At 37.2% G+C, this 20,036-nt stretch carries 20 protein-coding genes and 1 pseudogene; 12 read left to right on the top strand and 9 right to left on the bottom strand.

Annotated features, from left to right (window positions below):
* Nucleotides 1-75 precede the first annotated feature (75 nt).
* From ASU31_RS00475 to ASU31_RS00460, 4 genes are all read left to right on the top strand, one after another.
* Nucleotides 76-963, top strand: a complete 888-nt coding sequence (locus ASU31_RS00475) for a helix-turn-helix domain-containing protein (protein WP_057930437.1) — start codon at nucleotides 76-78, stop codon at nucleotides 961-963.
* A 141-nt stretch (nucleotides 964-1,104) separates the two neighbouring features.
* Complete coding sequence (locus ASU31_RS00470; RefSeq protein ID WP_057930822.1) at nucleotides 1,105-1,434, top strand: ArsR/SmtB family transcription factor; 330 nt, start codon at nucleotides 1,105-1,107, stop codon at nucleotides 1,432-1,434.
* Between the two features lie 52 nt (nucleotides 1,435-1,486).
* Nucleotides 1,487-1,954, top strand: coding sequence for a DUF6428 family protein (locus ASU31_RS00465; protein WP_057930436.1), 468 nt, complete (start codon nucleotides 1,487-1,489; stop codon nucleotides 1,952-1,954).
* Nucleotides 1,955-2,409: 455 nt separating this feature from the next.
* Nucleotides 2,410-2,829 carry an arsenate reductase ArsC gene (locus ASU31_RS00460; protein ID WP_057930435.1) on the top strand — a complete coding sequence of 140 codons (420 nt, stop codon included), beginning with the start codon at nucleotides 2,410-2,412 and terminating at the stop codon, nucleotides 2,827-2,829.
* Nucleotides 2,830-3,206: 377 nt separating this feature from the next.
* Here ASU31_RS00460 and ASU31_RS00455 read toward each other — a convergent pair whose 3' ends face one another.
* The 3 genes from ASU31_RS00455 to ASU31_RS00445 all read right to left on the bottom strand — a co-directional run bounded on the left by ASU31_RS00455 (nucleotide 3,207) and on the right by ASU31_RS00445 (nucleotide 6,214).
* Nucleotides 3,207-3,629, bottom strand: coding sequence for a hypothetical protein (locus ASU31_RS00455; protein WP_057930434.1), 423 nt, complete (start codon nucleotides 3,627-3,629; stop codon nucleotides 3,207-3,209).
* A 628-nt stretch (nucleotides 3,630-4,257) separates the two neighbouring features.
* The gene (locus ASU31_RS00450; RefSeq protein ID WP_057930433.1) at nucleotides 4,258-4,872 is read right to left on the bottom strand and encodes a hypothetical protein; all 615 of its coding nucleotides are present in this window, start codon (nucleotides 4,870-4,872) and stop codon (nucleotides 4,258-4,260) included.
* A 109-nt stretch (nucleotides 4,873-4,981) separates the two neighbouring features.
* Entirely contained in the window at nucleotides 4,982-6,214 is a 1,233-nt protein-coding gene (locus ASU31_RS00445; protein ID WP_057930432.1) for an O-antigen ligase family protein, read from the bottom strand.
* Nucleotides 6,215-6,628: 414 nt separating this feature from the next.
* On the opposite strand from ASU31_RS00445, the gene ASU31_RS00440 reads away from it, so the two are divergent.
* From ASU31_RS00440 to ASU31_RS00420, 6 genes are all read left to right on the top strand, one after another.
* Complete coding sequence (locus tag ASU31_RS00440; RefSeq protein WP_057930431.1) at nucleotides 6,629-7,060, top strand: hypothetical protein; 432 nt, start codon at nucleotides 6,629-6,631, stop codon at nucleotides 7,058-7,060.
* Nucleotides 7,061-7,071: 11 nt separating this feature from the next.
* Nucleotides 7,072-7,401: a hypothetical protein gene (locus ASU31_RS00435; RefSeq protein ID WP_057930430.1), complete on the top strand. Its 330-nt coding sequence runs from the start codon at nucleotides 7,072-7,074 to the stop codon at nucleotides 7,399-7,401.
* A 196-nt stretch (nucleotides 7,402-7,597) separates the two neighbouring features.
* Complete coding sequence (locus ASU31_RS27975; RefSeq protein ID WP_280739735.1) at nucleotides 7,598-7,732, top strand: hypothetical protein; 135 nt, start codon at nucleotides 7,598-7,600, stop codon at nucleotides 7,730-7,732.
* Between the two features lie 310 nt (nucleotides 7,733-8,042).
* Nucleotides 8,043-9,635 carry a hypothetical protein gene (locus ASU31_RS00430; RefSeq protein WP_057930429.1) on the top strand — a complete coding sequence of 531 codons (1,593 nt, stop codon included), beginning with the start codon at nucleotides 8,043-8,045 and terminating at the stop codon, nucleotides 9,633-9,635.
* A 1-nt stretch (nucleotide 9,636) separates the two neighbouring features.
* Complete coding sequence (locus ASU31_RS00425) at nucleotides 9,637-10,242, top strand: hypothetical protein (RefSeq protein ID WP_057930428.1); 606 nt, start codon at nucleotides 9,637-9,639, stop codon at nucleotides 10,240-10,242.
* A 613-nt stretch (nucleotides 10,243-10,855) separates the two neighbouring features.
* Nucleotides 10,856-11,986, top strand: a complete 1,131-nt coding sequence (locus tag ASU31_RS00420; protein ID WP_083505216.1) for an MFS transporter — start codon at nucleotides 10,856-10,858, stop codon at nucleotides 11,984-11,986.
* 213 nt (nucleotides 11,987-12,199) lie between these two features.
* Here ASU31_RS00420 and ASU31_RS00415 read toward each other — a convergent pair whose 3' ends face one another.
* Nucleotides 12,200-12,526 (bottom strand): winged helix-turn-helix transcriptional regulator, encoded by a 327-nt coding sequence (locus ASU31_RS00415; RefSeq protein WP_209434940.1) that lies wholly within the window; start codon nucleotides 12,524-12,526, stop codon nucleotides 12,200-12,202.
* A gap of 87 nt (nucleotides 12,527-12,613) precedes the next feature.
* Here ASU31_RS00415 and ASU31_RS00410 point away from each other — a divergent pair, with 87 nt between their 5' ends.
* On the top strand, nucleotides 12,614-13,555 hold the full coding sequence (locus ASU31_RS00410) for an MBL fold metallo-hydrolase (protein WP_083505215.1): 942 nt from the start codon (nucleotides 12,614-12,616) through the stop codon (nucleotides 13,553-13,555).
* Between the two features lie 138 nt (nucleotides 13,556-13,693).
* Nucleotides 13,694-14,566, top strand: coding sequence for an MBL fold metallo-hydrolase (locus ASU31_RS00405; RefSeq protein ID WP_057930424.1), 873 nt, complete (start codon nucleotides 13,694-13,696; stop codon nucleotides 14,564-14,566).
* Between the two features lie 477 nt (nucleotides 14,567-15,043).
* Here the strand turns inward: ASU31_RS00405 and ASU31_RS28075 are convergent.
* The 5 genes and pseudogenes from ASU31_RS28075 to ASU31_RS00380 all read right to left on the bottom strand — a co-directional run.
* Nucleotides 15,044-15,169, bottom strand: a pseudogene (locus ASU31_RS28075) (Arm DNA-binding domain-containing protein); the annotation flags it as partial.
* 365 nt (nucleotides 15,170-15,534) lie between these two features.
* The gene (locus ASU31_RS00400; protein ID WP_057930423.1) at nucleotides 15,535-16,722 is read right to left on the bottom strand and encodes a chromate transporter; all 1,188 of its coding nucleotides are present in this window, start codon (nucleotides 16,720-16,722) and stop codon (nucleotides 15,535-15,537) included.
* A gap of 63 nt (nucleotides 16,723-16,785) precedes the next feature.
* On the bottom strand, nucleotides 16,786-17,637 hold the full coding sequence (locus ASU31_RS00395; RefSeq protein WP_057930422.1) for a chromate resistance protein ChrB domain-containing protein: 852 nt from the start codon (nucleotides 17,635-17,637) through the stop codon (nucleotides 16,786-16,788).
* A gap of 265 nt (nucleotides 17,638-17,902) precedes the next feature.
* Nucleotides 17,903-18,787 carry a sensor histidine kinase gene (locus ASU31_RS00390; protein ID WP_167346139.1) on the bottom strand — a complete coding sequence of 295 codons (885 nt, stop codon included), beginning with the start codon at nucleotides 18,785-18,787 and terminating at the stop codon, nucleotides 17,903-17,905.
* A gap of 431 nt (nucleotides 18,788-19,218) precedes the next feature.
* The gene (locus ASU31_RS00380) at nucleotides 19,219-19,956 is read right to left on the bottom strand and encodes a LytR/AlgR family response regulator transcription factor (protein WP_057930419.1); all 738 of its coding nucleotides are present in this window, start codon (nucleotides 19,954-19,956) and stop codon (nucleotides 19,219-19,221) included.
* Nucleotides 19,957-20,036 lie beyond the last annotated feature (80 nt).

The raw sequence follows: 20,036 nt of genomic DNA, 5'->3' as shown, positions 1-20,036 counted from the left end.
ACTGCTTACTGGTAATGCCACTTTGCTATTGATCGTCAATGCAAAACTATTCTCAAAATACAATACTACTGAATTGTGAATAAACAAATCATAAAATATTCTTTTAGGCTTCTTAATGTAGACTATGCAAAATTAAACCATAGGTGGAATTTTGAAAATGTGATCAGTCCTTATTATAGAATATACTACATAGATGAGGGTAGCGGCTTTATAACCGGGCTTAATCATTCCCTAAAACTGCTTCCAGGTTACCTTTATCTTATTCCAAGTTTTACAATATGTAATCTTTACTGTTCAAGTTATCTAAGGCAGTACTTTGTTCAGTTTTTTGAAGATACAGCAGATGGCACCTCACTTTTTGCGACGTCAAGAAAATGTATGCAAGTTCAGGCGACAGCAGCTGATATTGCCACTTTCAAAAGATTAATTGAAATTAATCCAGGTCGAGGAATAAACAGATCGACTGATCCCTCAGTATATGAAAAAGATATATACTATAAAGAATACACAGATTTGAATGATCATCAAACACTTGCCAGGAACTATGAAAATCAAGGTATTATTTTTCAGTTGATATCAAGGTTCTTAGAACATGCCAGTTTCGAGAAAGAGAAGCTCATGCATGCACCATCGCCTGTAATGGATTCAGTCAGTTATATAAATATTAACCTTGGTAGTAAAATAAAGGTTAGCCAGTTGGCAGGTATGGTTAATTTAAATCCTGATTATTTTGCCAGGCTGTTTCATCGTCATACAGGCTTAAGTCCAGTTAATTATATCCTGCAAAAAAGAATAGAGCGTGCACAGTATTTACTAATAACTACACAAAAAAAGCAAGATGAAATTGCTACTCTTACTGGATTTTTAAGTACACAATACTTTGCAAAGGTTTTCAAAAAAATGACTTGTCATACTCCGGGAGGATATAAAGCGCTAAACAGAACAGTAAATTCTGGAGATTAAACTTATCTAGCAATATTGTAATTTTTATAAATTCTTAAATGAGTGGTGAGTCACGAGTACAATCATCTGAATTTTTATAATATAATAATAACCAATTTTTGGAAATTAATGTTGTTAATCGTAATATTACGATATATAAGAATGGGACTCACAAAGACTGATATATTTACCGCCCAGCAGAATGAGCTGTCCAGGCTTTTGAAAGCTATTGCTCATCCTGCAAGGATTGCAATTCTGCAGCAAATTATTTCAGCAAATGCTTGCATCTGCGGGGATCTTGTGCAAGAGCTCGGACTTGCTCAGGCGACTATTTCTCAACACTTGAAGGAATTAAAAAATGCAGATATTATCAGAGGGACAATCGATGGAGTTAAAGTTTGCTATTGTATAGAGCCCAAAACCTGGGCGCTTCTGCACAAGCTTTTTGGCGACTTTATGGTAACCTACGTCGATCCGAAGGGCTGTTGTTAGCCCTGCTTTTAAATAAATTCATCGTAAAATTACGATAAATAATTGGAAAACTATGAAATTATCAGAAATCAAAACCATACTTGCTACAGCAAAGTCAATTAATTTTCAATTAGAAAACGGGGAGACCATACCTGGTCATTTCCATGTGACCGAAGTGGGTATAATTACAAAAGACTTTATTGATTGTGGAGGTAATGTTCGCAGTGAGAAGGTAGCCAACTTTCAGTTGTGGTCTGCAAGTGATTATGAGCATCGTTTAAAAGCCGGCAAACTGCTAGACATCATTTTACTTTCAGAAAAGGTATTGGGTATGGAAGATCTAGAAACCGAAGTAGAATACCAATCTGGAACTATTGGTAAATACGATTTAGGTTATAACGGAAGGAATTTCTTATTGCTTGCCAAAAGGACAGATTGTCTAGCAAAAGAAGCTTGTGGGGTAGCCCAGGCACCTAAAAAGGTGTTTGTTAATCTTTCAGATTCTGCAAAAAGTTGTACCATTGGTGGAGGATGCTGTTAATCTATTTATTCTGAAAAAGCAATAGACAAAGGCAATGCCATTTTCAGAATAGTTTACCCTATTAGAAAGAATTATAAAAATTCAAATTTTGGAACTTGCAGGATCACTACCGAAGAAAACACAAGAGTGGTGGGATGAGCCAGTGCCTACATCACCTTTTTAATGTTGTTTATATGTAGGAGATAGCTTTATGCAGTTTATTATTTGAACCCGAGCAATTAGGTAACTGAGCCAAGCTTCCATACTTAAAATAGTTCGTCGGTTTGGAGTAAAGCTAAAGAAAAATGGACACTAGGCTTTTATATTCTCTGAAAATATAAGATGCCTTAGTATCCACCAAAAGGCTGGCCTTAAGATAATGGAGATGGAGAAAATATCGTAAAACATACCGGGTTTTGGAGTGACACTATAATACTGGCAAAAAGAAGTGATAGAACATTTAACCCTAAAAATTAATGAAGAAAATATTAGTACTATGCACTGGGAACAGTTGCAGAAGCCAAATCGCAGAAGGCTATTTGAGGCACTTCGCCAGAAATAAGGTTGAAGTATATAGTGCAGGAATTGAGAGCCACGGAATTAATCCAAAGGCCATTGATATTATGCAAATGGATGGCATAGACATTTCAGGACATACCTCCAACAATATTAATGAATACTTAGGAATCGATTTCGATTACGTAATTACCGTTTGCGATAACGCAAAACAGAGCTGTCCTTATTTTTCAACCAATGCAGTAAAGTTTCATTATAACTTTCCTGATCCAGCAAAAGCTAATGGTACGGAAGAAGATGTGATGGAGGTTTTCCGAGAGGTAAGGGAAATGATTCGAAAATATGCACAGAACTTTGTAAACGAAAATTTTAAGCGATAAGACATCTGCAAAAAATTGCGCATCATCAATGGCGCCACACAAATTAAAATTCTTGACCATTACCTCATGCATGGGTATTAATATAAATGGAGATTGGGATCGACACAGGCTAATTTATTTGCATCATGAGTTTGAACATTGGGGATTGTTTTACTCGTTTGCCGATTTTTCCCATGACATTACAGTCAGCTTATTCGTATTTCAAGGTTTGTAAATGAACATTACAAAGACTGAAATTGTTTAAAGTGATGGCATCTGCTTAATTTTTATTTGCAATGGGCATTTTATCAAAATTCGTTTAGATCATATTTAGGGTAAAAGAATAGTTTTTTATATGCCAAATGAATGCATTTGACATTTGTGAAAGTGTAAGGATCTTAAAAGCGAACTCCAATCTGTACGCCTATACCTATTGATGCTGGCTGGTCGTTTCCGAACCTGACGGGAAAAGGCAGGGCTCCATACATATTCGTGTGCTTGCCCTTTGCGAGTACCTGACTGACCACGGGCGTGAGCCCAAACCTGCCACTAGTCTCAAATGCCGCCCTTCCAATAAAGGTAAAGCCATGCTTGAAACGTAACATTGCTCCAGGATGAAACAGAACAGAATTTACCCTTGAAATGCCATGTTCGGTCCTTATGGAAGGCACTACCTCAAAGCTGATCCCGAAATTATCGCTTTTAAGGATGTTCATTCCAAAGGGGAATCCAATGACATGGATGCCCGAGAAGTTATCCGTAAATCCGTGTTTGTTCCAGCTTCCGATCGGTTGGATCACAGCGAAATACCCACTTATCATTTGGTAAGTCGGTGTCTGCTGGGCATCCACAGTGAATAATGTCCCCGCTGGGATGTGAACTTCATTCAGTTTTCAGCGTTTAAAAGCTATCTAGAAGGCTTAATAAAAGGACTCACCGAATCACTCACCTTTTTTTATGTATTTTTAATTGCAATTGCTATAAATAAATATACGGTCTTTTACACAGAAACTTGCAAATATCTGAAAGAAATTAAATTGCTTGATGGAAATTTTAAGCTTTTGAAGAAACACTCTTTATTCAGAGATCGTTACGTAATAGTTTCTCCATTTGGAAATGACGTAGTCGCCTAAGTCTATTAGGATGCCCAGGCCTGATACGATCCTGAAGAAGAATTTTCAACGGCGTACTTTCAATAAATAATTATGGGCATAAGGCGCCCTTCGGTACATTGATTTTATTGCTCCAAATACTTAGTACGGTGAATTTCGCTCACACCTACATTGTGTTTGTTTCTTGTCGAAAAGGTCATTTAGTACTTTACTTTACACTCCACAAATAAATCTTGATGATATTTTAAGAGTATCTGCAGTTAAGACGCATACATCTCAGACTGGAAGTTTTGACAAAAATCCAGCTCTGAAATGAATGCTTTTCATGTAATAATTATCACCTATTTATTATAACGCTTTCACCATCATCGAAGATAAAAAGCAATATACCACCATGAATCTTATACCTGTTCGGCCTAGCGTTAGGAATTTTAACTTTGTTGCCGGAATTGTCATATAATTCTAAATCTTCTGGCTTTTCAAAAATTGGCTCAACAAGCTTTTGAAACTTTATCTTACTGGATTTTTTAAATTTATAGCATATAGTATTAGAAATCAATCTATCTGTAATTACAATTAGTTTTCCTTTAACAAAAGTATAATATAGGGGAAAAGTTTGGTCATTTTCTAAGTTATCAAAATTTGCATATTGATCTTTGATGCGATAAGAAATCTTTGAGTTCCTTCCATTCAATGATTCGTTGCCTATACCTAATTCAATATAACCATGATTCACAAAAAAGGTATCGACGTTTGATAAGTTAACAATGTAATCTTCTATGGTCTTCAGTAGCTTCTTCTCCGACAGATGCGTTGGTTGTATCTCCAATTTGTCTTTTTCCGGTAGCGACAAACTGCATGTATCTCCAATAATTATCTCTTTCATATCTTGCGCAACAGTTATAACTGTAGAAAAGGTCATAAGAAATAAACAGAAGGCTAGCTTTTTCATGATTATAATGTTGCGCAAGTTGAACTTAATGGTCCATTCTTTTTATTTGTGAAATTATTTGATGAGCCCGAATATTCAGCTATTGCATCACACCCTATAACATAGTGTTTCATATTTGGATTGGAGTTAGCGTAATTTCTATCTTCAGTACCAACAGAATGGCCAACACCGGTGGTATGGTCAGTTCTGCTAAGAGTGGCATACTGTAGCAAGCATAATTACTATAATCTTTCCGCTTCAATTCTCTACATATCGATAAAAACAAAGCAAACCAGATCAAAAATCCCAAAAAGCCTTTCTCAACAAATTGATACATAGCTTCATTATATGGATGAGAAACACTTGCAGAATGGTATATTTTTTCTGTGCCATCAAGTTTTGAAAAAAGTTTAATTTGATAGCTGTTATAAGTACTCGTAAAACCACCTGGTCCTACACCTAAAATTAAATTATCCGTGATTATTTCCGTTGTTAAGCCCCAAATAAAAATTCTACCATTTGTAGACCCTTGTTTTAAACGTGTAGTGAAAAGGTATGAAAGGAAAATAAACAATAAGACCGCAGAAAATGAACAGAAAAGGGTAATTTGCTTGGACAGCGAAACGGTAATGTTCACGTTTTTATAAATAATTACAGCAATCGTTATTATAATGCAAATTATAGCAGTACGACTTAAAGTGACAGCTATTGCTGTGAAAATTAGGAGTAAGCAAGAAATTAATAGAACTTTGATTACAGCGTTGTACTTTGAGAAAAAGTAATTTAATTTAGTTAGCATTGGTATTGCAAAGCAACCAATCGCAATTCCATTAATACCAGAGTTTTTCAACAATCCTCCACTTCTTATTATTACATTCGATTCGGTATGGTATATACAAAGCGTAAATGCTGCTAGTATAACAGAAAGAAAAAAAAGCACTACAACAAACAAATTCCTTAATTCACTAGCACCAGCTATGTGTCTGCATGATATCAAAAAAATAAACAAGGATATATCTAGAAGGCAAAGTAAAAAACCAATTAGCGAATAGCCTTCTATATTTGATAGTGCTGCGAAATTAATACATACCAGCAATGCAAATAATAAATCGATATATGTGACACTATACCACCTTGACCTAGAACTGTAAACCAATACTACTGAAAAAATTGTAATGAATAAGGCAGCTATTGATATAGAATACCCCCTGAAAACTCGACTAGCCTCAAAGGTTGATAAACCAAAAGAAAGCGTAAGGATTAGTAGTATGCATATTATGGAAAGGTTTCGCCGTAAATAATGCCAAACCATTTTCACATCAATAGTAATACGAGTTGTATTATTTTGTATTTTTGAGAGCATTGTTCGAATATAGCAAATTCTATCTAAATTTTTTTTAAGAATAATAAATTGATTCAGTATATATGAACCTTTGATTAAAATCGAAACAGGTTTAAAATAGGATTTAATTCGACTATTGCACAGACTATTGTCCCCATTTCCACTGGGATGTGAACTTGGTTCAATTTTAATAATTTCAGGGCTATCTGGAAGGGTTTTTAAAGTGACTCACCAAATCGCTCACCTTTTTATCTGTATTTTTAGTTGCAATTGCTATGGAATAAATATACGATTTTATTTTGGGAGTTTTGAACTAGTTATAAATCCTGTATTACATTTTTTATCAATTACTACTTTATTTATACTGCTTCGTGTTGATAAAATCTTTTATAGACTTCTAGCAAAACTAAGTATCTTAGCATTATACTTAATTTTATGAGCGGTTTAGATTTAACGCAGTTTAATGTTAGCATTACGCAAGTATCCATAGCTAATAAAAAACTTACCAAATCAATTTTTAACCAAATCGAATATGGCAACTGTTTTGATGAAAAGATGAACTTTATCGGCGATCCGGTATACGGCTATGTAAAGGATAAAGATTATCGATACCTCCTTTGGACAATTGGTGGAAAGCTTAGGCGCACAGGTCTAACCAAGTATTATGATTTGAAGACCAATGTTGAAAATGCCTCATTGGAGAATACAGAATGGTTTCTTAGAAATACCAAATTGGAATACGAGATGTATGACGATTACCGAGATAGTCTTTCGGAAGGTCTAAAAGATCACAAGCGGTACATTAAACTAGTAACTAAGACAAAGGACTTTCTAAAAGGACTAGTTTATAAACAAATCTATCTTTAATTAATTACACGATGAATGATCTTGAAAGCACGATAAGGCTTATGCGCGAACGGTTAGATTCTCCAATGATTAGAGTCGCAAGAGAAATACACGAAAAGTTAGATGTTTTTCAATCACCAGCTATTAAAGCAATCATTGAAACTAATAACAGGATACAGGGACTTAAAACTTCGCCAGCTTTAAAGGCCATTATGGAAGAACAAGATAAGATGCTTGAGCAGAATGGACGTATGAAGGACATGATTGATTCAAGTGGGATTATTAAGATTACAAAAGATTTATCGGCAGTGTCTAAATGGGCATCGACAATTGATACCCCTATCTCTGTTTTAAGGAGGTAACTAACTTTGGCAAAATCATAGAACAGGTTAACTCATCAACGTGGGAAATGTTCAACTTTCGGGAATTTATCGATAAGATAGATAGTGTTGCCATCGATGGGCCATTAAACCAGTTTTCGACACTATTTTTTGGAAGAACTACCACTACACCCTCATAGATGAAGATGAGGTTGAACTAGAAACCGAAATTGTTCTTATGAACGAACGTTACAGGGCAAAAAGACTTATTTCGGAAATCTACTATAACAATCAGAAACTTTTTACGCTAAAGCCAGCGGACTTTGAAGATAAAGGCGATTACGAAGCACTAATCCTATTTGCTATATTGTAATCTAAGTAAGTCAATCAAATTTTCTCAATCAAAAGGATTTCATGTAAAATAATTGTGTTAAAAGCAGTAAAAATCGGTTTCAGTTGCAATACAGACATCTTTTCGTGTAAAATTCGAAATCGGATTATTAAAATGAGATTAGAGATTGATATAATTGTATCAAATAAATTACAAAATGCTACTCATGCACTCTCATGTCTCGTCAACAGCTTACGCCAAAGCTTTCAGAAAAACAGCCTTATCTCCAGAATTTGCTTCAAGCTGAAGCATTCTATCAATACATAATCTAATTTATTAACAACTCAAACAAATGAAAAAACGCAAAGGCGGTGTGTTAAACCGTACAGTGCTTACAGCACTTCTCGCGCTTGGAGTTCTACCAAGCTGTAAAAAGTCAAGTTTCGGAACTGAAGAAAAAACTGTCGAAGCAGTTACCGTTACAGATGGCAGACTTAACTTTAAAAGCCTTAAAGATTTCAAGGGTCTTATGGATGTATCGCACAAAGAGCAAAAGGCAACTGCGATAACAAATCTTATTGAACACATTCCAAACAGTAAAGATTTTGTGTCACTGCTAAATGAATCCAAAACAATATTAGAAACGCATCAATTATCGCTTGCCTCTCAAAGGAAAATGTCAATGAAGATGAGTATTCCCGGTCAGTCTTCTGTTGCATATCAGGAAGAATTTATGACTGATGTCAGTACCCTTGAGTATCTTGTGCCTGATCCATATTTTGCAAGTGTTTTGAACCCAAATGGAGAAGTTCAGGTTGAAAATAATTTATACAAGGTAAGTGAGTATGGAACGTTTGTATCAAACCCAAACAATCTCTCCCAGATTGATATGGTAATTGATGAAATGTCTGACGGTTCATTTAACCCTGCAACTGATCTTATTGAAGCAGGAGAAAACCTATATCAAATCAGAAATAAGCAAATTTTTGTTTATGATACCTATAATGCACTAAATGAATCACTATCTGCGACTGAGCCAATCAACAGGATAGTTGATTTCCCAGTAGGTGAAAATGTATTTGCGGACGTAGCAGTTTTTGATTTCAATGATGCTAAAACATTAGCAGGTAAATTTTTACAGAATATCTTTGGCCGGGACCACTTCAATTACTTTAAGACAGTCGATAAAAGAAGAATGAAAGTAAATTTCTATTCTAAAAACTGGTTAATTTTTGCTTCGGTAGGGGTTAAATCTATTCTTCAGAAAAAAGGTTGGACAGGTTTGTGGGGCGCAGTTGATAATTTTGATGAAATGAGGTTAGGTTGGAGTAATATGGTCATCAAACTTGATGTTCCTACAATTGAAGACCCGACAAATGCTACCCCACCAAATTTTTGGGACAATGCAACTAATGCACTTAAGAGTAATATTAATTTCAAGTTCAATACAGATGAGAAAGAGTATCTTGTATATAGGGTATCTGACATTCTTCAATTTAATAGTTACAAACATATACTTCCTTTTGATCTTCAGGATAAATTGAATAAATTGATTGCCAAAACTAACAATCAGGAACTTGATCTATCTTCTCTTTTAGAATCTCAGTTAGATAAGCAGGCTGTTGAACGCCTTGCAAAGATTGTAAAGGCCTGGGCTGATGACAAAACTAAAGAGGTAGCTTTTACAACAAAAAAGAGAGGCGAAGGTATTGATAGAATATTTGTACCTACAGCTTGGAGATATAGATCTGGAAATGAATCTGGTGGACGACAGGATGAGACATTTGATTTTCAAACTGCGGAAGTAGGTGTGAAAACAGATTTAGAGGGAAACTTTAAACCTTTTTTTAAAATGCCTAAAACACTCGAAGTAATCAGCGGTGAGGTATTAGGTCTTGGAAAATTAAATGGCGAATGGGTCGGTGTAAGCGTAGTTAAAAAATAATATGAAGAAGACAATCTGTTTATTGCTGCAAATTGTAGCGTTTGGTGTAGTGGCACAGGAAAAGGTACAAAAAAGTTTTATAAAAGCTGAGTTGGGGCTTGCGACTTCAAGTACAAAAAAAGTGATAGGAACGGGATATAGCTTTGGACAGATCGGACCAAACATCCGCTTCCGTGGAATGTATGGTTATAATCTATCCAACCAGTTTAGTGCAGCAATTGGTGCAGAATTTAGCTTGATAAGAAAATCATTGGACTATAATTCGAGCAAGGACGCTAAAATGGTTCCTGTGTTTGTGCAGCTCCAATATAACTTTAAACAGGATGATCCCAAAACTTTTTTCTTATACTCTGGATATGGTTTATCACCCAAAATGGGGTCAAAGATTTTTGGAGGACAGATTTTCGATGCTGGTTTAGGATGGCAGTACCAACCTAAATTATTTAATGGAAATCCCGTTAGTTTTATGGCTGGATATCACATGTCAAGTATAAAAGATGTCAGAGTTAGGCACTATGGTTCTTTTGGTGGTAACGAATTCGATTATTTTGCAGATGAGAAAATAAAACTTTCTTCTATTGGAATTTCTATTGGCCTATCATTTTAAAAAATTAGCACAAGAAGTCAGCATCTGGAGATAAAGGGATGTTAGTTCTTACAACTTCGAAATGCGTGAAATGGTTATCTTAAAAGAAATATTTTAGATAACCATTTCTATTTTGTACTAGCTCAAAGATAATCAGATCGTAGTCAAAATTTAGCACCTAGAGATTTATTAATTTTTCCTGTTGGTAATTGTTTCTTCAAATAATGGAATTGGTAAAAAATTCCAAAAAGTAATTCCACCATGTCATAATACAATTTTTGCTAGAATTAAATAAAATAACACGTTTTCTATATTATCATAGTACTCTTTCTTGACTGCTAAAGCGTAGCTAGTACGATGCTAAATTTTCTATCATCTTTTGCATGAGTCTTCAACCAATTGATACAAAAGGGTCTTGTCAAATGCTTTCTTGAGTTTTCCGCTGGGATTTGCACCTAGTGCTAAAATCAGCGTTCAAATAGTATTTATGTAGTCTTCGATTTGGACTCACCTAATCGCTCACCATTTTTTCCGATACGTTTTAGCTGCAATTGCTATATGTAAATATAATCATTCTTTTTAAAAATTAAAAAGAATTTAGGTTACCAATCATTAGGCGGTTCGACTCCAGCACTTGGTCCTTGCCATTCTAACAATAGAGTTCGGAGTGATAGGACTTCTTCCTGAAATTGCAACATATTACAAAATAAATATCAGTGAAGCGGGTTTTTTACTCAGTGCTTTTGCTTTAGTCGTTGCAATTTCGGGACCATTTATGACATTCTTTTCGAGCCGTTTCGATCGGAAAAAGGTAATGATGGTAAGTGTTTTAATGTTTTTATTTAGCAGTTTACTGTCGTCATTTTCGCCACCTTTTTGGCTGCTCTTACTTGTTCGCATAATTCCAGCTTTTACGCTTTCTGTTTACTACGCTGCAGCAATTGCAACTGTAATCGGTATGGCGGATAAAAAAGATCATCATAAACTGATGGCCATCACATTAAGTGGAATTAGTATTTCAACAGTATCAACTATTCCGCTCTCAACATTCATCGCAAGCGTACTGGCCTGGCAATATGCATTTCTCTTTCAAGTGATTATCTGCGCAGTAGCTTTCATTGCAATCCTTGTCGCTGTGCCACTTATGCCAAGTAAGGAAAAGAAATCGATAGGCAACCAGTTACAAATTCTAAAGAATAAAAACGTTTGGTTCAGTTTATTAATGAACATGTTTATGTTTTCTGCCGAATTCGCTATGTATAGTTATTTTGCAGACTACATGGTACAGGTAAAGCACATGAATTTAACGCACGTCAGTTATTTGATGTTGGTATTCGGCATCACTGGTTTGCTGGGAATCTGGATTGCAGGGCGAATACTTAGCAAAAGCTTATCTGTTACTAACATTATTTTTTTAGTAGGTTGTAATGTAGTCGTCCCCGTTGCACTTTATTATTCAGGCTATACAACTCTTCTCGTATCGCTTATGGTTGCCTGCTGGGGAATTTTGTACGCACCTGGTTTTCTAATAGCTACTTCTGCCGTAAGCTCAGAAGCGCCTGAGGCAGTTGAATTTGCAAACGGTTTAATGTCGTCTTTTGCCAACCTTGGCATAACTGTAGGTATAGCAACGGGTGGCTGGGTAATTCTACATAGCGGAATTTCAAGTATTCCATTTATATCAGTAGTATTTGGCTTAATAGCTGTAGTATTCGTCTTGTTAAATCGCAGAAAAAAATCTAATATACCAAAGGAAATGCTATAGTATTTTGTGGCTTGAATGCTAAACGAGACGATTGTAGGGATATAATTTTCTTTATAAACCAAAAAACTATGTTAGGGAGTTTAATTCGATAGTAAATGGCTTTGTTTTTATAACTCCTATCAATTATCCCCGGTAAATGGCAGGGCAAATAAGGCTAACGCTGTAAAATTACCACTAATAATTAGCGTGATAATTTTTGTATTGGCAACAAAATTATTGCCCTTGCTGATGTTTGGCATTCCACTCGGTCAGCATGTTCAATATAGGCAGGAGTTCCAAGCCTTTATTTGTAAGACTATATTCTACTCTGGGAGGCATTTCTTTAAATGCTTCCCTTTTTACAATACCATCTTCCTCCAGTTCTTTTAATTGTTCGGTAAGAATCTTCTTACTGATCAGTTCCATTTTTGCATGAATTAAGCCGAATCTTTGTTTTTTTAAGCCTAGTGTGTAAATGATGATGGGTTTCCATTTAGTTCCAATGGTTGCCATTGTTCTGGTCATGGGGCAATTGTGGCAGATGAAAATCTCGTTGGCCATATTAGTTACAAAAAGGTATCCACTATTTGAAATACTTGTCTCAAAGGTAAAATAATAACTGGTTACTTTGTGTAACTAATAAAAAAGATGAAAAAGTTTAATTTATGTATGCTTATCGCATCAGTCTTCAGCTTATTTTCAAGTGCTATAATGGCTCAACAAATTGGTGAGCAGGCTGGCTATTATCATTTGCCCATAGGCGATGTCGAAGTCATTGCCATATCGGATGGCACCGTTCCGGTAAGTGCATCGGGTTTGCTAAACCACGACGAGCGAATTCCCGAACTCCTGAAAAAAGACTTCCTGAGTGATACGGTAGAAACCTCCATAAACACCTATCTGATTAAAACAGGAAAGAGTTTGATACTGGTAGATGCGGGTTCTGGAAATCTTTTCGGCCCTGTTCATGGCGGTGCATTGGTGAGCAGTCTTGAAAAGGCCGGATTTAAGCCAGAAGAAGTTACCGATATCCTCATTACCCACATTCATCTTGATCATACCGGAGGACTTAGTTCGGATGGCAGGATGATTTTTCCAAATGCAATTATTCATATCAATCAGAAAGAAATTGATTTTTGGCAAAGTCATGAAAAACCCGATCATTCTGATACTAGAGGAATCATTAGCAACAGAAAATCCTATTTAAATTTTAAACCTTATTTGCAGGCAGGAAAGGTGCGGTCATTTCAGCGCGATACAACCCTGTTTCCGGGGATAAGCACTCATGAATATGCAGGGCATACTGCCGGCCATACCGTTTATGAGTTGCAAAGCAAAGGGCAAAGGCTTTTATTTTGGGGAGATCTAATCCATGTCGCATCTATCCAGTTCAGCGATGCCGGTATTTTAAATGAATATGATTTCGACAAACTGAAAGCTGCGGCCCAACGTAAAAAAGCTTATGCAGAGGCAGCGAATAGTGAATGCATCATTGCAGCAGATCATATTTCATTTCCAGGTATTGGGCATATCAGGCAAGTTGCAACGGGTTATGTATGGGTTCCAATCAACTATCAAACAGGTAAATAATAGCTAATCGTTAAATTTAAAAGCTGAGTTTACTAAACCTGAGTAAAGTAAAAGCCAAAAAAAGTTCATAAAAAAAACACTGCTAAAAATGCTAAATTTATAAAAACTTAACCTTTTCAATTGTAAAAAATTTAGAATATGGAACGTTTAAACATCCCTGCTTTTTATCAATTTCGCCTCGGCAATTTGGAAATCATAGCACTATCTGACGGAACTGTAAAAATTCCAACTGACAAGATTATGCTTTTTGCACAATCAGGTGAAACAGAAGCATTATTGCATGCGGCTTTTGCAAAAACCGATTATGAAGCATCGATCAATTCATTTCTTGTAAAACTTGGAGAAAAGCTAATCATCATTGACACGGGTGCCGGCGATCTTATGGGGCCAGGTTCGGGACATCTTTTAGAAAGCCTGAATGCGGCAGGATACACATCTGAAGATATAGATGTTGTATTGTTAACGCACATCCACGGAGATCATTCCGGAGGATTGGTAATTGACGGACAGTTGGCATTTCCAAATGCCACACTTTATGTGAATCAAAATGATTTTGATTATTGGCTTAGCGAAGAACAAATGAATAGGGTCAAGCCTGAGCGACAGAAAAGCTTTCGGAATGCCATGGCAAAAGTTGGACCCTGGGCTGATGCAGGGAAGGTAAAAACCTTTACTAAGGATGAGGAATTATTTCCCGGACTTTTTTCCTGGGCACAGCCTGGTCATACCCTCGGACACACTTACTTTGTTATTACGAGCGGTAGTGAAAAATTAGTAGTTTGTGCCGATATTGTTCATGTTGCCCCCATACAACTGGCAAACCCGGAGATTGCCATAACGCTTGATGTTGATCCCGAAGCTGCGGTGATCAAACGGAAAGAAGTTTTAAAAATAGCTGCAGACGAGCGCTTCTGGCTTGCCGCAAATCACATTTCTTTTCCAGGTTTCGGTCATGTGATAAAAGCAGGAGCAGGGTATCAATGGGTATCTGCTGATTATAGTACTGGCTAGTTTCAAATAGTTAGCCTTACGTTGGTTTTGAATTAGAAAAGCTTTTTAGTGCCGCTAAGAGGTTTTTCTTCACGATCAGAAACTGGTAGTTGATCCAGTACAAATGAATGTTGCCTGTGCGAAATTTAGGAAACCATTTTGTCTGTATTAGAAATCAGGGCAGAGAATAGACTCCAGAGTTCTGTTTTTGTTCAGAGGGAATGGAACTAAATAGAAAATTCCGAGCAGTCGATTTGGCGACTGGTTTGGCGTGGAATCGCTACGCTACATTTACGGTGGTCACTTCATTTTCGGTGAACTGATTGGGGATTATCCCAAGGTATGCTTCCGGACTTCCCGTCCGATAAATCTGCACTTAATGCCTTCGGCTGTAATAATTTCGCCTGCATCAAAAAGATCCCTGTAAACCTGGTTGATCATTCACTGGAGATTGTCCAAATGAGCATTAAAGCTTCTGACATCTTCCTTTTTTCCATCCTATCTGCCTGATTTGGTATTCCACTTTTCAGGATCGCACTCAAGCCCGCTGGTCATTTCTGCCCTTTTTCCGCCAACAGTTATTCTTAAGTAAACTGGAACATTGCCGCCACAATAGTTTTTCTGCTTTTTAAGGCAAAAAGCTAGCTAAAATTAGTTTTCATATAAACTGAATTAAGGTTAACAAAATTAGCTTTGCAGTCTGAAAAGGTCAAGATGTTCGATGGTCGAACGACTTTGTTAAACAAGTGGTTGTAAGTAATTCGGTGAGTTCTTTTAGTGTCTAAATTACTCACCGAATTACACACTTTTAATATAAGAATCGGTGAGTATTTTGATTTTTCCGTCAAAACAAAAAATCTTGCAATCATTTGATTTGAAAGATTTTACGTATTTTTGATACTGTCTTCTGTGATCCCGGTAAGGAATGAAACCAAAAGTACAATTGCTCTGAGTTTGGAAGGCGTAAGTTTGCTAAACATATGTGCTTGTTAAATAAATTTGATGATAAGTCCAAGGATGGCAGCGGCTGCTATGATATAGGGTTCCTGTAATTTTTTGATGTAGACGAGCGCCAGCAATGCTGCGACCGCTATGAGTAAGGTCCATACATCAATGATCGAGCGGATCGCTATGATAACAACAGACCCAACAAGGGCACCTATTACTGCAGCAGTTATGCCCTCCACAAATGCCTTTATACTCGTATTTTTTGCAATCCTTTTAAATGATGGAGCGAGGGCTACCGTAAAAAGATAACAGGGTAGGAAAGTGGCAATTGCTGCAACGCATGCACCCGGAAAGCCAGCCACAAGGTAGCCGATGAACGCCACGGTGATCACAACAGGGCCTGGGGTAATCATGGCCACAGCCACAGCGTCGACAAACTGGTGCTCGGTCAGCCAGCCGAATTCCTTTACCACGCTACCATGCAGGAAGGGTACGATGGCAAGTCCGCTACCAAAAACAAATGCACCAGCCTTAGCAAAGAACCATCCTATTTCCTGGAGCGTCTTTCCATCATGGTTCCATAACCCTATTCCTAAAAATAGCCCTACCGAAAGTGTTGCTGGTTTTTTTATCCATCTTGGCGGTGCCTTGATTACCATATAAGCGAGGCCGCAGGCAATGAACAACAGGATTTCCTCCCTTTGGGTAATGATGGTCACAACAACGCCCATGATATAAAAAAGCCATAGCAGCCACTTGGATCTGATGGCGGACGGTTCAAGTCTGCTGATGGATTTAATGGTCAGCTTATAGGCGCTCATGGCAATAATACCTATTACTGCGGCACCTACCCCATAGAATACAGCCTGCATCCAGGCTAGCCCGCCATATAGCTGGTAGGCCATTCCAAGCAGTACAACCATGACAAAAGAAGGTAGTACAAAGGCAAGTCCGGTTAATGTCGCTCCCAAAAGGCCATGGTGCACAAAGCCGATATAGATCCCAAGCTGGGCTGCAAGAGGACCTGGTGCCAACTGTGCAAGTGCAAGACCCTCATTGTATTCCTCGTCTGTCAACCACTTTTTATCTTCAACAAGGTCGCGTTGCATGTAACCTACGAGTGCGACAGGGCCGCCGAATCCCCAAGTCCCCAGTTTCAGGAAGTAGATGGTAATCTCAGATAGCGAGTATGGTTTGGTCTGAATGTTTTTCTGTGCTGGGTTGTTCATGAGGCAGTGAAATTGTCCCACAATGTTCGGCATTACACTCCCCGGAGAATTGTACGGAATTGACTATTTTGTATTCTTTTTACCTTTGAGCAGATTTTTTCTGAATATGGATGGATTTTCTTCCATCTGCTTCTTGAATATCCTGTTAAAATGGCTCTGGTCAGAGAAACCTGTAAGATATGCGATTTCGGTAAGGGAGTATGTTGTATTCTGCATAAGGTTTACTGCTTTCTCAATACGCATTTTTCGGATATACTCTCCAAATGATAAGTTATCGAAGTACTTGGAGAACTCCCTGGAAACGTAGGCAGGATTGATCTCCAACGATTCTGAAGCCTGCGAAAGACTGATGCTCATATTGGTGTCCATCTGGTCCTGGATCATTTCTTTCAGCTCCCTTGTCCATTGCGGTGCATTTTGTACACTTGATTTCAAATAGCGATTGTAAACATCGAGCAAAAGGTGTTCTACGGGAGACTGCGTGTGCTTTTTGTCGTGAAGGTGCTTGGCCCAGGTATAAATGCCATCATATATAGTCATTCCGATTTCCAACAGATTATGGTCATCCGGGATGTTCCTTGAAAGCCCCAGAAAAATAGCAGACAGGCCGGCTGCCTGTGGGGCAAAATCGGGCCTGTCTGTATCTGCGCCTCGGATGATAGCAGCCATCCTGTCCAGAGCCACATCCTTTATGTTGTGCTTTTTGAGAAAGTAATCAAAGGTACACCTGTCATCGTAATGACTGTATTCCACACCCGGAAGGTCAAAAGGAATGGCACCGATCTTTTCGGCCTCGGCAATTACCCGTTCAAATTGAACATAAATGATTTCAGCATCTGGATCAATGAACCTTTTAATCAGCCAAGGGCAGGCGATCCGGTCAATCTTTGGTTTTTCTCGGGTAATCCATTTCATTTTCTTTATCGAAGCTTATGCGATAAAGTTAACGAATGGAAGCCGAATTCTATTTATGTTACAGGATTTGATGTGTTCAACAGCTACTTTAGAAATGCGATATAGGATCTTAAGTTTTCTTGATTCAATCAATCTCAATCGGAGTTAATGAAAAACAGTGATCAATTCGGAAATCTAACTGTTTTGGAATAGAGCTGCAGGATTTACTACTGTTCTTATTCTTTAGCTGAATTGATTTTATAATTTTTGTGACCGCACTTAGTGATTAAGATATCGGTGCTGTAATTTCAACACAAAAATATCCATGATTAATAAAATATTTCATCTCTGCTGCTGTTCCGTAGCTCAATACTAAACGCTGGCTGATGTTGTTCAAGCCATTATGATTGCTCAACTCGTTCAGTTCAGCGCTAAAAAGGTTGCTGGTCTTTATTTTTAGATTTCCTCCAACTTTGCTGATTTCCAGTGTTCCAGGATGTGATTTCTGGCTCAGATCACCATGTTTAAACATGTTCTCCATGAGTGTCAGTATAACAAGCGGAATGAATCCAACATTTTCCACTCCTTTCTCAATCTTAAAAACAAATTCGGTTTTTTCTTCCTCCTTACTGATTTTGTATAGGTCAAGTAGCAATTTTGCCTGCCCTAACTCCTCACCAAGATTCATTGCCGCGAGTTCTGAGCCGCTTCGAAGTGCATATCGCATTAGTCTTGCCAATACCGAAAGCGTTTTTCCGGCGGCTGGATCTGTTTTATGTATTTTACTGTAAATGAAATTAAGTGTATTAAAAAGGAAATGAGGGTTTATTTGTGCTCGTAAAAATGCATTTCTGGCATTGTTAAGTTCAATTTGCGCATCCCTTGCTTTTAATTCATCAAGTAAAGCCTGCTTTTCCAGAGATTCTCTTTTATCTCTTTCTTTAAGATAAAATTTTAGGTAGTAATATCCCGAAGCAAAGGATATGAAATATATGCTCCGCCATATTCCTCCGTAAATGAAACGCTCATCAATAACAATCTTCGCGCCGCCCAAATCTTTAAATATTACCGCTATTAAGTGATCGGTAAAGTATTTTACTGTAAGAAACAAGGACAGTTCAATGCAGATTAGCAATGGGAGTTTCCAAAATACTTGTTTTTTATCTTTCAACGCTAATGGTAATATCACAAATGCATGCAGAAAGAACAGTAAAATATTTACCGGATAATGCAAAAGATAAAATATTATCCTACTGGATGATCCCGTTGCCATTGCTACGGCGAATGATTCGTAGACCATATAGGCAAACCAAAATCCAATCAGCCAAATGGCTTTCGCGTATTTGTTTTTTGAGTTAAATAATGGTGTTGTGTAAGTCAGCATTTGCCTTGCGTAATAAGTTCTAACCTGATTTTTATTGGGCTTAAGTTTCTTTTATGAAACAATACAGCCACGTAAAATTGAGTAAGAAAACGATATTTGTTTTCCGCTCTAAAGATGAAAAAAGGGTATCCAGCACAGACCCCACCGAAACAAGTTTGACGATTATCACAACCGGAACAAGCATTGTTTCTGAAAATCATCATTTTATAAAGAAAGGATCAAATTCTCTTTGATATCCATATTTTATCCTTAACAAAATTGCAGAACCTGATTTTATATGGATTAGTCATCGGTATTGGGTGTTTTCCTAGATAGACTAGGTTTCCTACTATACGTGTTACGTAGGATCCGTTTATCAGATAGGATTTATGAACCCTAAAAAACCGGTCATCTGTTGTCAGGATTTCTGACATTTCCTTTATGGTCATGTAAATGGTGAACCGATCGTCCAGCGTAAAGATATCGACGTAATTTCCAGCACCACGAAGGTGGGTTATTGATGATAGATTGATCCTATCCACCCTTCCTCGTTCCCCAGGCCTAAAGAAAGCCATGTCATCATAGCTAAAGCTGCTGATTTTCTTTACATAGCATTCTTTTAATACCCTGTTCACTACCTTGGTAAATGTGTCGAGCTCGATCGGTTTTAGCAAAAAATCCTTTGCCCTCACATCGAACGCTTTCATGGCATATTTATCATGAGCGGTGGTAAATATAATATTTGGGGATCGGTCTTGCAGGTTTTCAGCAAGTTGCATACCTGAAAGTCCTGGCATATCGATATCGAGGAAAATCAGGTCTACCGTTTCATCATTGGTTAATTCGGTTAAGGCCTGAATGGGTTTAGTAAATGTCTTAGTTACATTTAGGTTTGGAAATTCGCCGATGTGATCGGTAATTATGTTAATCGCCGAACGATCGTCGTCAATAATAACGCAATTGAAAGTATTTTTCATAAAATTTAGGTTCAAAAAGCAAAATAAGATTTATTATTCTTATTTGGAATGCTCAAATGTCACTAAATAAATATTTGAAC

The sequence above is a fragment of the Pedobacter ginsenosidimutans genome (assembly GCF_001442625.1).
In the GTDB taxonomy this organism is placed as follows: Bacteria; Bacteroidota; Bacteroidia; order Sphingobacteriales; family Sphingobacteriaceae; genus Pedobacter; species Pedobacter ginsenosidimutans.
The sequence above is the reverse complement of the archived record's forward strand: the minus strand, read 5'-3'. Positions and strand labels throughout refer to the sequence as shown.

Coding starts and splice junctions, on each gene's coding strand:
- ASU31_RS00470 (WP_057930822.1), top strand. CDS start 1,105: ATGGGACTCACAAAGACTGATATATTTACCGCCCAGCAGAATGAGCTG.
- ASU31_RS00465 (WP_057930436.1), top strand. CDS start 1,487: ATGAAATTATCAGAAATCAAAACCATACTTGCTACAGCAAAGTCAATT.
- ASU31_RS00460 (WP_057930435.1), top strand. CDS start 2,410: ATGAAGAAAATATTAGTACTATGCACTGGGAACAGTTGCAGAAGCCAA.
- ASU31_RS00455 (WP_057930434.1), bottom strand. CDS start 3,629: ATGATAAGTGGGTATTTCGCTGTGATCCAACCGATCGGAAGCTGGAAC.
- ASU31_RS00450 (WP_057930433.1), bottom strand. CDS start 4,872: ATGAAAAAGCTAGCCTTCTGTTTATTTCTTATGACCTTTTCTACAGTT.
- ASU31_RS00445 (WP_057930432.1), bottom strand. CDS start 6,214: ATGCTCTCAAAAATACAAAATAATACAACTCGTATTACTATTGATGTG.
- ASU31_RS00440 (WP_057930431.1), top strand. CDS start 6,629: ATGAGCGGTTTAGATTTAACGCAGTTTAATGTTAGCATTACGCAAGTA.
- ASU31_RS00435 (WP_057930430.1), top strand. CDS start 7,072: ATGAATGATCTTGAAAGCACGATAAGGCTTATGCGCGAACGGTTAGAT.
- ASU31_RS27975 (WP_280739735.1), top strand. CDS start 7,598: ATGAACGAACGTTACAGGGCAAAAAGACTTATTTCGGAAATCTACTAT.
- ASU31_RS00430 (WP_057930429.1), top strand. CDS start 8,043: ATGAAAAAACGCAAAGGCGGTGTGTTAAACCGTACAGTGCTTACAGCA.
- ASU31_RS00425 (WP_057930428.1), top strand. CDS start 9,637: ATGAAGAAGACAATCTGTTTATTGCTGCAAATTGTAGCGTTTGGTGTA.
- ASU31_RS00415 (WP_209434940.1), bottom strand. CDS start 12,526: ATGGCCAACGAGATTTTCATCTGCCACAATTGCCCCATGACCAGAACA.
- ASU31_RS00410 (WP_083505215.1), top strand. CDS start 12,614: ATGAAAAAGTTTAATTTATGTATGCTTATCGCATCAGTCTTCAGCTTA.
- ASU31_RS00405 (WP_057930424.1), top strand. CDS start 13,694: ATGGAACGTTTAAACATCCCTGCTTTTTATCAATTTCGCCTCGGCAAT.
- ASU31_RS00400 (WP_057930423.1), bottom strand. CDS start 16,722: ATGAACAACCCAGCACAGAAAAACATTCAGACCAAACCATACTCGCTA.
- ASU31_RS00395 (WP_057930422.1), bottom strand. CDS start 17,637: ATGAAATGGATTACCCGAGAAAAACCAAAGATTGACCGGATCGCCTGC.
- ASU31_RS00380 (WP_057930419.1), bottom strand. CDS start 19,956: ATGAAAAATACTTTCAATTGCGTTATTATTGACGACGATCGTTCGGCG.